Source organism: Actinacidiphila glaucinigra, from assembly GCF_900188405.1.
Classification (GTDB): Bacteria; Actinomycetota; Actinomycetes; order Streptomycetales; family Streptomycetaceae; genus Actinacidiphila; species Actinacidiphila glaucinigra.
This window is the reverse complement of sequence record NZ_FZOF01000001.1, coordinates 640,979-654,336: the sequence shown is the minus strand read 5'-3', so window position 1 is coordinate 654,336 and position 13,358 is coordinate 640,979. Positions and strand designations below refer to the sequence as shown.

The 13,358-nt window shown below is 72.0% G+C and carries 11 protein-coding genes; 6 read left to right on the top strand and 5 right to left on the bottom strand.

Translation table 11 applies throughout. From position 1 onward, the window contains the following. Positions 1 to 86: 86 nt before the first annotated feature. Together CHF15_RS43790 and CHF15_RS02995 are read left to right on the top strand one after the other, a co-directional pair. The gene (locus tag CHF15_RS43790; RefSeq protein ID WP_107418524.1) at positions 87 to 221 is read left to right on the top strand and encodes an SPW_0924 family protein; all 135 of its coding nucleotides are present in this window, start codon (positions 87 to 89) and stop codon (positions 219 to 221) included. A gap of 12 nt (positions 222 to 233) precedes the next feature. After that, complete coding sequence (locus CHF15_RS02995) at positions 234 to 1,283, top strand: DUF3068 domain-containing protein (RefSeq protein WP_089221976.1); 1,050 nt, start codon at positions 234 to 236, stop codon at positions 1,281 to 1,283. Here CHF15_RS02995 and pyk read toward each other — a convergent pair. After that, positions 1,192 to 2,631 (bottom strand): pyruvate kinase, encoded by a 1,440-nt coding sequence (gene pyk / locus CHF15_RS02990; RefSeq protein WP_089221975.1) that lies wholly within the window; start codon positions 2,629 to 2,631, stop codon positions 1,192 to 1,194. The genes CHF15_RS02995 and pyk overlap by 92 nt on opposite strands. Before the next feature lie 139 nt (positions 2,632 to 2,770). Then, positions 2,771 to 3,475, bottom strand: a complete 705-nt coding sequence (locus CHF15_RS02985) for an SIMPL domain-containing protein (RefSeq protein WP_089221974.1) — start codon at positions 3,473 to 3,475, stop codon at positions 2,771 to 2,773. A 173-nt stretch (positions 3,476 to 3,648) separates the two neighbouring features. On the opposite strand from CHF15_RS02985, the gene CHF15_RS02980 reads away from it, so the two are divergent. Beyond that, on the top strand, positions 3,649 to 5,478 hold the full coding sequence (locus CHF15_RS02980; protein ID WP_089221973.1) for a bifunctional metallophosphatase/5'-nucleotidase: 1,830 nt from the start codon (positions 3,649 to 3,651) through the stop codon (positions 5,476 to 5,478). Between the two features lie 85 nt (positions 5,479 to 5,563). Here the strand turns inward: CHF15_RS02980 and CHF15_RS02975 are convergent, their stop codons facing one another. Then, positions 5,564 to 6,451 carry a LysR family transcriptional regulator gene (locus CHF15_RS02975; RefSeq protein ID WP_089221972.1) on the bottom strand — a complete coding sequence of 296 codons (888 nt, stop codon included), beginning with the start codon at positions 6,449 to 6,451 and terminating at the stop codon, positions 5,564 to 5,566. Positions 6,452 to 6,544: 93 nt separating this feature from the next. Between CHF15_RS02975 and CHF15_RS02970 the strand changes: the two genes are divergently transcribed. From CHF15_RS02970 to CHF15_RS02960, 3 genes are read left to right on the top strand one after another with little or no spacing between them, the layout of a single operon-like run. Then, positions 6,545 to 7,270 carry a succinate dehydrogenase cytochrome b subunit gene (locus tag CHF15_RS02970; RefSeq protein WP_089221971.1) on the top strand — a complete coding sequence of 242 codons (726 nt, stop codon included), beginning with the start codon at positions 6,545 to 6,547 and terminating at the stop codon, positions 7,268 to 7,270. A gap of 2 nt (positions 7,271 to 7,272) precedes the next feature. Continuing rightward, complete coding sequence (locus CHF15_RS02965) at positions 7,273 to 9,207, top strand: fumarate reductase/succinate dehydrogenase flavoprotein subunit (protein WP_179279635.1); 1,935 nt, start codon at positions 7,273 to 7,275, stop codon at positions 9,205 to 9,207. Beyond that, positions 9,204 to 9,962, top strand: a complete 759-nt coding sequence (locus CHF15_RS02960) for a succinate dehydrogenase/fumarate reductase iron-sulfur subunit (protein WP_089221970.1) — start codon at positions 9,204 to 9,206, stop codon at positions 9,960 to 9,962. The genes CHF15_RS02965 and CHF15_RS02960 overlap by 4 nt, the downstream gene beginning before the upstream one ends. Here the strand turns inward: CHF15_RS02960 and CHF15_RS02955 are convergent. Next, positions 9,904 to 11,337, bottom strand: a complete 1,434-nt coding sequence (locus tag CHF15_RS02955) for a lysine N(6)-hydroxylase/L-ornithine N(5)-oxygenase family protein (RefSeq protein WP_089221969.1) — start codon at positions 11,335 to 11,337, stop codon at positions 9,904 to 9,906. The genes CHF15_RS02960 and CHF15_RS02955 overlap by 59 nt on opposite strands. Beyond that, positions 11,334 to 12,719 carry a pyridoxal phosphate-dependent decarboxylase family protein gene (locus CHF15_RS02950; RefSeq protein ID WP_089222196.1) on the bottom strand — a complete coding sequence of 462 codons (1,386 nt, stop codon included), beginning with the start codon at positions 12,717 to 12,719 and terminating at the stop codon, positions 11,334 to 11,336. Before CHF15_RS02950 ends, CHF15_RS02955 begins: the two co-directional genes overlap by 4 nt. Positions 12,720 to 13,358: the final 639 nt, after the last annotated feature.

Here is a 13,358-nt window from a genome sequence, read left to right as displayed (position 1 = left end):
GCCGTAGAACCTGTTCTCATTTCACCTCCCGGTTGCTACGGTGCACCGGCCCAGCCGACGTAGCCGTACGACCGGGAGGTACGGCCATGCGCGCAGTCATCGCCGCGGCCATCGGACTCGTCGCCGCGTTCGCGATCGTCCTCCTCGTGACCGCGGTCGGTCCGCCGGACGGCAGCACCTCCCCCGAGCCGTTGCTCACCACCGTCCCCGCGCACCCGTAGGAGGGCGGTCCCATGCGCCGCAGGTCGAGCCTGGTCCTCCTGTCCCTCGCGGTGTTCTTCACCGCGCTGTCACCGCTCGTCCGCTGGTACGCGTTCCCCCGGCTGGCGAAGATCCCCGCGGGCCAGTACCAGGCGGTCGTCCTGGAGGCGCGGGACGCCACGCTGCTCGACTACGGCACGATGCGGCCGAAGAAGGTCGCCAAGGTCAGCATCGTGCAGACCCTGAAGGGCGATGTGGAGGAGGCCCGCAGGATCGACCGGGCCACCGGCCGCGACGTCGTCGTGTGGGACGGGCTCGCCTACGTGGTCGGCCCGGACGGCGCGATGGTCTCCCAGGTCCCGGAGCGGTACGTCTTCGACGCGCACACGCAGGAGCCCGTGCACGCGGGGGGCGAGAGCGTCGACGGCGACCCCGTCGAACGCCGGGGCGTCGAGTTCAAGTTCCCCTTCCTCACGCAGAAGCGGGACTACTACTACTTCGACGCGCAGGCGCGGAGCTCCGCGCCCATCCACTACCGGGGCACGCAGGAGTTCCGCGGCCTGGAGGTCTACTACTTCGAGCAGACCGTGCCCTGGACCAAGGTGCCGCTGCCGAAGAGGATGCCGGTCGAGGGCGTCACCCCGCAGACCGTCGCGGCGATGGGCATGGAGCGCTGGTACACCACCAAGCGCATGTTCTGGGTGGACCCGGTCACCGGGGCCCCGGTCAACGGGGAGGAGGTCCACCGCGAGGAGATGCGCTTCACCGACGGGAAGCAGCGGCCGATCACCGCGTTCGCCGGGCACGTGAAGATGCGCGAGGACTACGTCCGGCACACCGTCGACCTGGTGAGCTCCCAGCGGCAGGCGGTGCTGCTGATGACCTCCTACCTGCCGTGGGGCTCCCTCCTGCTCGGTGTCGCGCTGCTGTCGCTCGCGCTCCTGCTGGAGGCGCGCGGCCGCCGCCCGGCCGCGGGCGGCACCGGCGGCGTCAGCGGTGCGAAGGGGAGTCGTCCTCCCCGATGTGGTGCACGCGCACGAGGTTGGTCGTCCCCGAAACACCGGGCGGCGAGCCCGCCGTGATGACGACCACGTCGCCCTCCTGGCAGCGGCCGATGCGCAGCAGCTGCTCGTCGACCTGGTCGACCATCTCGTCGGTCGTCTGCACCATCGGGCCGAGGAAGGTCTCCACGCCCCAGGTGAGGCTGAGCTGGGAGCGGGTGGCCGGCTCGGGGCTGAAGGCGAGCACGGGGATCGGCGAGCGGTAGCGGGAGAGCCGCCGGGCGGTGTCGCCGGACTGGGTGAAGGCCACCAGGTACTTGGCGTCGAGGAAGTCGCCCATCTCCGCGGCCGCGCGCGCGACGGCGCCGCCCTGGGTGCGGGGCTTGTTCTGCTCGGTCAGCGGCGGCAGGCCGGCCGCGAGCATGTCCTCCTCGGCGGCGGCGACGATCCGGCCCATGGTCCTGACCGTCTCGACGGGGTGCTTGCCGACGCTGGTCTCGCCGGAGAGCATGACCGCGTCGGCACCGTCCATGACGGCGTTGGCGACGTCGGAGGCCTCGGCGCGGGTGGGGCGCGAGGAGGCGATCATCGACTCCAGCATCTGCGTCGCCACGATCACCGGCTTGGCGTTGCGCCGGGCGAGGGAGACGGCGCGCTTCTGCACCATGGGCACGGCCTCCAGCGGCATCTCGACGCCGAGGTCGCCGCGGGCCACCATGATCCCGTCGAACGCGGCGACGATCTCCTCGAGGTTCTCGACCGCCTGCGGCTTCTCGATCTTGGCGATGACGGGGACCCGGCGGTCCTCCTCGCGCATGATGCGCAGCACGTCCTCGACGTCCCGGCCGCTGCGGACGAAGGACAGCGCGACGATGTCGGCACCGGTGCGCAGCGCCCAGCGCAGGTCCTCGACGTCCTTCTGGGACAGCGCGGGCACGGAGACGGCGACGCCGGGGAGGTTGAGCCCCTTGTTGTCGGAGATCAGACCGCCCTCGATGCACAGGGTGCGGACCCGGGGGCCGTCGACGCCGGTGACCTCCAGGGTGACGCGGCCGTCGTCGACGAGGATCCGCTCACCGCGCGTGACGTCGGCGGCGAGACCCTTGTACGTGGTGCCGCAGACCAGGCGGTCGCCCTCGATCTCCTCGGTGGTGATCGTGAACTCGTCACCGCGTTCAAGGAGTACGGGGCCCTCCGCGAAGCGTCCCAGCCGGATCTTCGGGCCTTGAAGGTCCGCGAGGATCCCGACACTGCGGCCGCTCTCGTCGGCGGCCTTGCGCACGCGCCGGTAACGCTCCTCGTGATCGGCGTGGCAACCATGGCTCATGTTCAGGCGGGCGACGTCCATACCGGCCTCGACCAGGCCCTTGATCTGGTCGTAGGAGTCGGTGGCGGGCCCGAGGGTGCAGACGATTTTTGCTCGGCGCATGGAGCGAGCCTATGACCTACTTCACAGTAGGGACCGCGTGGAATACGACTGTCCAACGTCAGCCTGATTAACGGTTGTTGACAAGTGGTGAAGTGAGCCGCTGTCCGCTCCGATGAGCACACCGCAGGTGCGGCGGGCCTCAGGCCGACAGGTCGGGCGCCGTCATGGTGAAGTGCGCGGTGACCTGCGCGTACACGCTCTGTCGCTCCGGCTCCATGTCAAGGGCGGGTGCCGTCTCCTGCGCGCCGCCGGGCGCCGCAAAGGCGGCGGTCCGCATCGCCGGACGGGCACGGAAGGGCGCCGACTGCTGCACACCCTCGTCGGCGAGCTCGACCAGCGCGACCAGCCGGGCGCCGAGTGCCTCCGCGTACTCGCGGGCGCGCTGCACCGCGTCGCGCACGGCCTGCCGGCGGGCCTCGCCGTAGGCCGGTGAGTCCGGGCGCAGCGACCACCAGGGGCCGTCGACACGGGTGAGCTCCAGATCGGCCAGCCGGGTGGTCAGCTCCCCCAGAACGGTGAAGTCGGTGAGGGCGGCGCCCACGCGCACGCTGCCGTGGTAGGCCCGTACGCGTTCGCCGCGGCCCCGCTCCCGCAGCTCGGGGGTGATCACGAAGGCACCGGTCTCCAGCTTCTCGACGGCGTCGGCACAGCCCTTGACGAGGTCGAGCACCTGCGCGTTGCGCCGGGTGAGGTCCTCCAGCGTGGCGCGGCGGTCGGTGCCCCGGGCGCTGACGGTGACGGCGATCCGGGCGAGCTCGGGCTCGACCTCGAGGGTCGCCTCGCCCCGTACCCCCACGTGCGGGGTCTCGGGCGTCGGGTACGTCCTGGCCGGTTCTGTGGTCATGCGTCCCACCCTGCCAGGCCGCCGCGGCCGTGACGAGTCATCTGTTCGCAACCTGGCGGGGGTGTTGCCGGGAGCACCCTTGCGCCAGAATCTACGCGCGTTAACACCACAAAAAGACGATCATCCCGCCCCTGACGACCACCGGGGCGCCACCGGACACCAGGAGCCGACGCATGCCGCTGAACCGCAGGGACTTCCTCAACCGCTCCGCCGCCACCGGCGCGGGACTCGCGCTCGCCGGCACGGCCGGCGCGGTGGCCGGTGCGGCCCCGGCCCAGGCCACCGGCCGCCACGGGAACGGGCACGGACACGGACACGCGCCGAAGAAGTACTCGTTCAGCGTCCTCGGCACCACCGACCTGCACGGCAACGTCTTCAACTGGGACTACTTCACCGACGCCGAGTACGACGACAAGGCGCACAACGACGTCGGCCTGGCCAAGATCTCCACCCTGGTCACCCAGCAGCGCGCGGCCAAGGGCCGCGGCAACACCCTGCTCATCGACGCGGGCGACACCATCCAGGGCACCCAGCTGTCCTACTACTACGCCAAGATCGACCCGATCACCGCCAAGCACGGTCCGGTGCACCCGATGGCGCAGGCCATGAACGCCATCGGCTACGACGCGGCGGCACTGGGCAACCACGAGTTCAACTACGGCATCCCCGTGCTGCGCAAGTTCGAGGAGCAGTGCGACTTCCCGCTGCTCGGCGCCAACGCGCTCGACGCGCGCACCGGCCGGCCGGCCTTCCCGCCGTACTCCTTCCACCGGCTGAGCGTGAAGGGCGCGCCCGACGTGAAGGTGGCGGTCCTGGGCCTGACCAACCCCGGCATCGCGATCTGGGACAAGGCCAACGTGCAGGGCAAGATGACCTTCCCGGGCCTGGAGGAGCAGGCCGCGAAGTACGTGCCGCGGCTGCGCGCCATGGGCGCCGACGTGGTCGTCGTCTCGGCCCACAGCGGCTCCTCCGGCACCTCCTCCTACGGTGACCAGCTGCCGTACGTCGAGAACGCGGCGGCGCTCGTGGCCGAGCAGGTGCCGGGCATCGACGCGATCCTGGTCGGCCACGCCCACTCCGAGATCCCCGAGTACGTGGTGGCCAACAAGCAGACCGGCCAGGGCGTGGTGCTCTCCGAGCCGCTGAAGTGGGGCCAGCGGCTGACCGTCTTCGACTTCGGCCTGGAGCTGGTCCGGGGCAAGTGGGAGGTCGTCACCGTGGGCGCGTCCGTCCTCAACTCCAACACGGTCGAGGAGGACCCGCGGATCGTCCGGCTGCTCGCGGACGAGCACAAGGAGGTCGTGGGTTACGTCAACCAGGTGATCGGCACCTCGGCCGCCGCGATGTCGGCGGAGGAGGCGCCCTACAAGGACACGCCGATCATCGACTTCATCAACTTCGTCCAGGCCGAGACGGTCAAGACGGCGCTGGCCGGGACGGAGTACGCCTCCCTGCCCGTGCTGTCGCAGGCGGCCTGCTTCTCGCGCACCGCGGCCATCCCGGCGGGCCAGGTCACCATCCGCGACGTCGCGGGGCTGTACGTCTTCGAGAACACCCTGGAGGCCCGGGTCCTGACCGGCGCCCAGATCAAGGCGTACATCGAGTTCTCCGCGAACTACTTCGTGCAGACCGCGCCCGACGCGCCCGTCGACGTCGCGAAGCTGACGAACGCGAACGGCACGCCGGACTACAACTACGACGTGGTCGGCGGCGTCACCTACGACATCGACATCTCCCGGCCCGCCGGTTCCCGCGTGTCGAACGTGCTCTTCCAGGGCGCGCCGATCGACGAGTCGGCCCGCTTCGTGCTGGCCGTCAACAACTACCGGGCCAATGGCGGCGGCAACTTCCCGGGCGTCGCCACGGCGCAGCAGGTGTGGGCGAACTCCGAGGAGATCCGCAACACCATCATCACCTGGGTGCAGGCCAACGGCGCCATCGACCCGGCGCGGTTCGGCTCGCAGGACTGGAAGCTGACCCGCGGCGGCGTGGCGGTCTTCTAGACCCGAACCAATTCGCCGCAGCGGAAAACCGGGGGGCATGTGCGCGGCGCGCACATGCCCCCCGGGCTCTCGAAAGCGGCCGGCCTCAGGCCGGTACGTGTTCCAGGAGCACACGGCGCAGTTCCCGGGCGGCGCGCGGGGGCTCGGCGTCCTTGCGGTGCGCCAGGGCGACGGTGCGCTGCAGCCCGGGGGCCTCGAAGGGCGTCGTACGCAGCCTGGGCCGGCGCCCGGCGACCATGCTGGGCACGACGGCGGGCCCGAGTCCCGCCTCCACGAAGCCCAGCACGGCGTCCATCTCGCCGCCCTCGATCGCGAAGCGCGGCTCGAAGCCCGCCGCCCGGCACGCGGTGACGGTGAGCTCCCGCAGGTCGTAGCCGTTGCGGAACATGACCAGCGGCCGGTCCCTGAGGTCGCTGACGCTGATGGTGGGGCCCGCGGAGGGCGGCGGAGCGTCGGCGGCGGTGACCACCACCAGGTCCTCGTGGAGCAGCGGCGTGGCGTCCAGGGCGGGGTCGTGGCTCTGCAGCGGCAGCACGATCAGGGCGAGGTCGAGGCTGCCGGAGGCCAGCTCGCGCACCAGGTCGCGTGAGCCGCCCTCCTCGACGACCAGCCGGATGCCCGGGTAGCGGTCGTGGAAGTCGCGGAGCACGTCCGGCAGCAGGCCGGTGGCGAGGCTGGGGGTCGCGCCGAGGCGCACCCGGCCGCGGCGCAGCTGCACCAGCTCCTGGACCTCCTGGGTGGCGGTCTCGGTGTCGGCGATGATGCGGCGGGCCAGCGGCAGCAGGGCCTCACCTGCGTCGGTCAGCGCGATGTTGCCGCGGGCCCGGCTGAACAGGTTCGCGCCCAGCTCCCGCTCCAGGGCCTTGATCTGCTGCGACAGCGAGGGCTGCGCGACGTGGACGCGCTCGGCGGCGCGGGTGAAGTGCAGGGTGTCGGAGACCGCCAGGAAGTACACGAGCTGCTGCAACTGCATGACCGCACGATAACCCACGATAGGCGCGACCTATCGAAACGAGCCGGAACATGTCTTGGACCTGTCGTAGCAGGCAGACCTAGCGTCGGGCCCATGGCTTTGGCGACGACGAGGACGAGGGCGACGACGGGCACCGGCCGCCGCCCGTCGCTCCTACGGGCACTGTGGGGCTCGACCGTGGGCAAGAAGGCGGTCATGGCCGGGACCGGCGTGATCATGCTGCTGTTCCTGGTCGCGCACATGCTGGGCAATCTGAAGATCTTCTTCGGCGCGGAGGAGTTCAACGGGTACGCGGCGTGGCTGCGCACCATCGGCGAGCCCGCCCTGCACAACAGCTGGTACCTGTACATCCAGCGCACCGGCCTGGTCGTCGCGGTGGTGCTGCACGGCGTCGCCGCCTACCAGCTCAGCAAGCGCGACATCAGGGCGCGCCCGGCGAAGTACGAGCACAAGCGGCAGCGGGCCAGCTACGCGACCCGGACGATGCGCTGGGGCGGGGTGATCCTCGGCCTCTACATCGTCTGGCACATCCTCGACCTGACCACGCTCACCGTGAACCCGCTGGGCAAGGAGCACCACCCCTACGAGAACATCGTGGCCGACTTCCGGATCTGGTGGGTCAACGTCGTCTACATCGTCGCGATGCTCGCCCTCGGCCTGCACATCAGGCACGGCTTCTGGAGCGCCGCGCAGACCCTGGGAGCGGTGAACAAGCGCCGCGACCGCGCGCTGAAGATCACGGCGAACGTGCTGGCGGCCTCGCTGACCGCCGGCTTCCTCGTCGTACCCGTCGCCGTGATGACCGGATTGGTGGACTGACCATGGATTACCGACTGGGCGAACCGATCGCCGACACCAAGGCGCCGGACGTACCGATCGCCGAGCGCTGGGACCGCCGCCGGTTCGAGGCGAAACTGGTCAACCCGGCCAACCGCCGCAAGCACACGGTCATCGTGGTCGGCACGGGCCTGGCCGGCGGCGCCGCGGGCGCCACCCTGGCCGAGCAGGGCTACCACGTCGTGCAGTTCTGCTACCAGGACTCCCCGCGCCGGGCGCACTCCATCGCCGCCCAGGGCGGCATCAACGCCGCGAAGAACTACCGCAACGACGGCGACAGCGTGCACCGCCTGTTCTACGACACCGTCAAGGGCGGCGACTTCCGCGCCCGCGAGTCCAACGTGCACCGCCTCGCCGAGGTCTCGGTGCAGATCATCGACCAGTGCGTGGCGCAGGGCGTGCCCTTCGCCCGCGAGTACGGCGGCCTGCTGGACACCCGCTCCTTCGGCGGCGTCCAGGTCTCCCGCACCTTCTACGCCCGCGGCCAGACGGGCCAGCAGTTGCTGCTGGGCGCCTACCAGGCGCTGTCCCGGCAGATCGACGCGGGCAACGTGGAACTGCACGCGCGCACCGAGATGCTCGACCTGATCGTGGTGGACGGCAAGGCCCGCGGCATCGTCGCCCGCGACCTGGTGACGGGCGAGGTGTCGGTGCACATGGGCGACGCCGTGGTGCTGGCCAGCGGCGGCTACGGGAACGTCTTCTATCTGTCGACCAACGCCAAGGGCTCCAACGCCACCGCCATCTGGCGGGCCCACCGGCGCGGCGCGTACTTCGCCAACCCCTGCTTCACGCAGATCCACCCGACCTGCATCCCGCGTTCCGGCGACCACCAGTCCAAGCTCACGCTGATGAGCGAGTCGCTGCGCAACGACGGCCGCATCTGGGTGCCGAAGGCCAAGGGCGACACGCGCCCGCCGAACGAGATCCCCGAGGACGAGCGCGACTACTACCTGGAGCGGATCTACCCCTCCTTCGGCAACCTGGTGCCGCGGGACATCGCCTCCCGCGCCGCCAAGAACGTCTGCGACGAGGGCCGCGGCGTCGGACCTGGCGGCCAGGGCGTCTACCTGGACTTCGCCGACGCGATCGCCCGCATGGGCCGCGCCAAGGTGGAGGAGAAGTACGGCAACCTCTTCGAGATGTACGAGCGGATCACCGCGGAGGACCCGTACACCCGGCCCATGCGGATCTACCCCGCCGTGCACTACACGATGGGCGGCCTGTGGGTGGACTACGACCTGCAGACCACCGTCCCGGGCCTGTTCGCCATCGGCGAGGCCAACTTCTCCGACCACGGCGCGAACCGGCTCGGCGCCAGCGCCCTGATGCAGGGCCTGGGCGACGGCTACTTCGTCCTGCCCGCCACCATCAACGACTACCTGGCGCGCGGCCCCCACGACACCGTGGCCCCCGACCACCCGGCGGTCGCCGAGGCCGTCGCCGAGGTCGAGGACCGGCTGAACCTGCTGCTCGCCGTGGACGGCGACCGCACCCCGGACTCCTTCCACCGCGAGCTCGGCGAGCTGCTGTGGGACGAGTGCGGCATGGCCCGCACCGAGGCCGGGCTGCGCAAGGCACTGGAGCGGATCCCGGCGCTGCGCGAGGAGTTCTGGCGCCGGGTGAAGGTGCCCGGCAGCGGCGTGGAGCTCAACCAGTCGCTGGAGAAGGCCAACCGGGTCGCCGACTTCCTGGAGCTGGCCGAGCTGATGTGCCTGGACGCCCTGCACCGCGCCGAGTCCTGCGGCGGCCACTTCCGCGAGGAGAGCCAGACCCCGGACGGTGAGGCCATGCGCGACGACGAGAACTTCTCGTACGCCGCGGCCTGGGAGTTCACCGGTTCCGGCGAGGACCCGGTGCTCCACAAGGAGGCCCTCGACTTCGAGTACGTACACCCCACCCAGCGGAGCTACGCGTGAACCTCACCCTGCGCATCTGGCGCCAGCAGTCCTCCGAGGAGGAGGGCGCCATGGTCACCTACCGCGTCGAGGACATCAGCCCCGACATGTCCTTCCTGGAGATGCTCGACGTCCTCAACGAGGAGCTGATCCTCGCGGGCGACGAGCCCGTGGCCTTCGACCACGACTGCCGGGAGGGCATCTGCGGCGCGTGCGGCATGGTCATCAACGGCCAGGCCCACGGCCCGGAGCGGACGACCACCTGCCAGCTGCACATGCGGCACTTCAAGGACGGCGACACGGTCGACGTCGAGCCGTGGCGGGCCGCCGCCTTCCCGGTCGTCAAGGACCTGGTGGTGGACCGCACGGCCTTCGACCGGGTGATCCAGGCGGGCGGCTACATCAGCGTGCCCACGGGCAGCGCGCCCGAGGCGCACGCGACGGCCGTGCCGAAGGAGGCCGCCGACTTCGCCTTCGAGCACGCGGAGTGCATCGGCTGCGGCGCGTGCGTGGCGGCCTGCCCCAACGGCTCGGCGATGCTGTTCACCTCGGCCAAGGTCAACCACCTCAACGTGCTGCCCCAGGGGCAGCCGGAGCGCGAGACCCGGGTGCTGGACATGGTCGCGGCCATGGACGACCAGGGCTTCGGCGGCTGCACCAACACCGGCGAGTGTGCGACGGCCTGCCCCAAGGGCATCCCGCTGCCGTCGATCGCCGCTATGAACCGCGAGTACCTGCGGGCCTTGCGCAAGGAGAAGTCGCGGTCCAAGGGCTGACGGGCTCGGTGGCCGCGCCGAGCCCGAAGGTCGTGAAGGCCGTCCGGGAGGGCAGCGGGTAGGGCTCCTTGCCGGTCACCGCGTTGAGGACGACCGCCGAGCGCCACGCGGCGAGCCCCAGGTCGGGGGCGCCGACACCGTGGGTGTGGCGCTCGGCGTTCTGCACGTGGACGGCCGCGCCGGTGCCCGCGACGACCGGGTCCAGTTCCAGCCGGTGGAACTCGTCGATCCGGGGCCGGCCGGACGCGTCCCGGCGGATGTACGGGTGGATCGGGGCGAGCAGCGCGTCCAGGGAGCGCTCCCGGTAGCCGGTGGCGAGGACGACCGCGTTGGTGACCAGCCGGCTGCGGGTGCCCTGCTGCTCGTGCTCCAGGTGGAGTTCGACGGCCCCCACGCCCATCCGGCCGGCCGTACGGACCGTCACGCCGGGGGTGAGGACGGCGTCCGGCCAGCCGCCGCCCAGGGTGCGGCGGTACAGCTCGTCGTGGACGGCGCCGATCGTCCCGTGGTCGATGGCCCGGTGCAGCTGCCACTGGCGGGGCAGGAGGTTGTCGCGGACCGGCTCGGCCAGCCCGTGGAAGAAGCGCGTGTAGTCGGGGGTGAACTGCTCCAGGCCGAGCTTGCTGTACTCCATCGGGGCGAACGAGGGGCTGCGGGCGATCCACGTCAGCCGTTCACGCCCGGCGGGCCGGGCGCGCAGCAGGTCCAGGAAGACCTCGGCGCCCGACTGCCCTGAGCCCACGACGGTGACGTGCTCGGCGGCCAGCAGCCGGTCCCGGTGCTCCAGGTAGTGCGCCGAGTGCACGACGGGGACGGCGGGCGACTCGGCCAGCGGCCGCAGCGGTTCCGGCACGTACGGCGCGCTGCCGACGCCGAGCACCAGGTTGCGGGCGTACGTACGGCCGAGGGCCTCGGCCTGGCCTTCGGCGTCGAGCCGGGTGTGGTCCACCTCGAACACGGCGCGCCCGGGGTTCCAGCGGACGGTGTCGACCTGGTGGCCGAAGCAGGTGCTGGGCAGCGACTCGGCGACCCACCGGCAGTAGGCGTCGTACTCGGCGCGGTGCGTGTGGAAGCGCTCGGCGAAGTAGAACGGGAAGAGCCGCTCGCGGGTCCTGAGGTAGTTCAGATAGCTCCACCGGCTCGTCGGGTCGACCAGGCTCACCAGGTCCGCGAGGAAGGGCACTTGAAGGGTGGCGTCGTCCAGCAGCAGCCCCGGGTGCCAGCGGAAGGAGCGCTCCTGCTCGTAGAAGGCCGCGCTGAGGTACGGGACGCCGTCGGCGAGCGCGGCCAGGGACAGGTTGCACGGGCCGATGCCGATGCCGAGCAGGTCGAAGGGCTGGTCCCGGTGGGGGTCGTGGGCGTCGGTGGGGGTCATCGGGGGGTGCTGCCTTCCTGGTGGGTCGCGCATACAAGCGTGAGCAGTGCCTCGAGGTCGGTGGGCGTGGTGGCCGGGTTGAGCAGGGTGGCCTTGAGCCAGAGCCGCCCGTCGGCGCGGGCCCGGCCGAGGACGGCGCGGCCGTCGAGCATGAGCCGGCGGCGGATCGCGGCGACCTCCTCGTCGGCGTCGCCGGTGGGGCGGAAGAGCACGGTGCTGACCGCCGGGCGGGCGCGCAGGGTCAGTGCGGGATGCCGGTCCACCAGGTCCGCGAGGTGGCGGGCCCGGTCGCAGACGGTCTCGACGAGCCCGCCCAGTCCGCGGCGGCCCAGGGCGCGCAGCGTGACGGCGATCTTCAGCACGTCGGGGCGGCGGGAGGTGCGCAGCGAGCGGCCGAGGAGGTCGGGGAAGCCGGCCTCGGTGTCGTCGGCGGCATTCAGGTAGTCGGCGCGGTGGTCGAGGGGGCGCAGCAGCGCGGCCTCCCGGACCGCGAGCACCCCGGCCGCCACGGGCTGCCAGCCCAGCTTGTGCAGGTCGAGGGTGACGGTGTCGGCCTCCCGCAGCCCGGTGAGCCTCGCCGCCTCCCGGTCGCTGAACAGCAGCGACCCGCCGTACGCCGCGTCGACGTGCAGGCGGGCGCCGTACTCCCGGGCGGCGCGGGCGAGTTCGGGGAGCGGGTCGATGTCGCCCGAGTCCGTGCTGCCCGCGGTGGCGACCAGCAGGGCCGGGCCCCCGTCCGCGGCGAGCGCGTCCCGCACCCGCTCCGGGTCGAGCACCCCGCCGGGGGTGTCCACGACGACGGGGGCGGGCATCCCGAGCAGCCAGGCGGAACGCGGCACGCTGTGGTGCCCGTTGGCCCCGGCGACGACCCGCACACCGGGGGCGGTCTCCCGGGCCAGCAGCAGGGCGAGCTGGTTGGACTCCGTACCGCCGGTCGTGATCAGCGCGTCCGGCTCGGCCGCGTCCGGGTGGACCAGGCGGGCCAGCGCGCGGGTGACCTCCGCCTCCAGCGCGGTCGCGGCCGGCGCCTGGTCCCAGGAGTCCATGGAGGGGTTGAGCGCGCTCGCGGCCAGGTCGGCCGCCACGGCCGCGGCCAGCGGCGGGCAGTGCAGGTGGGCGGCGCACAACGGGTCCGCCGGATCGGCCGCGCCCTCGGCGACGACCCCGACCAGCGCGCGCAGCGCCTCCGCGGCCCCGGTGCCGTCCTCGGGCAGGGCCTCCCCCAGCACCTCCCGTACCCGCCGCGCCACCGCCCCCGGGCCACCCGCGGGAAGCGGGCCCTTGCGGGCGGCCGCCCCCGCCGCGAGCGCGCCGAGCACGTCCTCGACCAACGGGCGCAACCGGTCCGGCCCTTCACTTCCGCCGGCGAGATGGGGTGGCATGGAGTCGGCGCCTCCGTTGTCGCGGATCACCGGCGCGTGCGCGCTGGGCGACCTGCGTAACGACGCTCCCCCGCCCCGGGTGTTGCCACCGCACCCCGAACGGTCGCCGCCCCGGCGCACCCGCGGAGGCGTTCGCCCAGCTGTCATGTGCGGCGCCGTCGTGGTTGCGGGGGGTGCCCCTTGCGGCCCGTTGTTGTGTGCGGGTTGTTTTGCGCCTGCGGCGGGCATCCCCCGCCCTCCCGCCCGATTGCCCGGCGCGGTCAGTGACCGCCTCGCGCGTGCGTGGTGGGCCGGGTGCGGGGCCTCCGGGGCTGCACGTCCTGGACTGGGTTATTTACGTGCATGGCGGGCGATATTTGTTGTGCCCCGGATGCCGCACACAAATATCCCGCAGCGTCCAGAACATCCACCCCTACGACCCCGCCCCCTCCGTATCCGTGGGCGGCTGACGGCCGGTGGGGGGGGGTGATGGGGTGCGCCCCTCCCCGCACCGCCGGGAGCTGCCCCCGCAGGGAGGTCCCCGGCCGCAGGCCGAGCAAGGGTGTCCGCACCCGTGGCCCGGGGCTTCTCCCACGGGACGGCTGACGCACCTCACCCACAGGTGCTCGCAGGGCTTGCCTGTGTCACGGCGACGCCGAA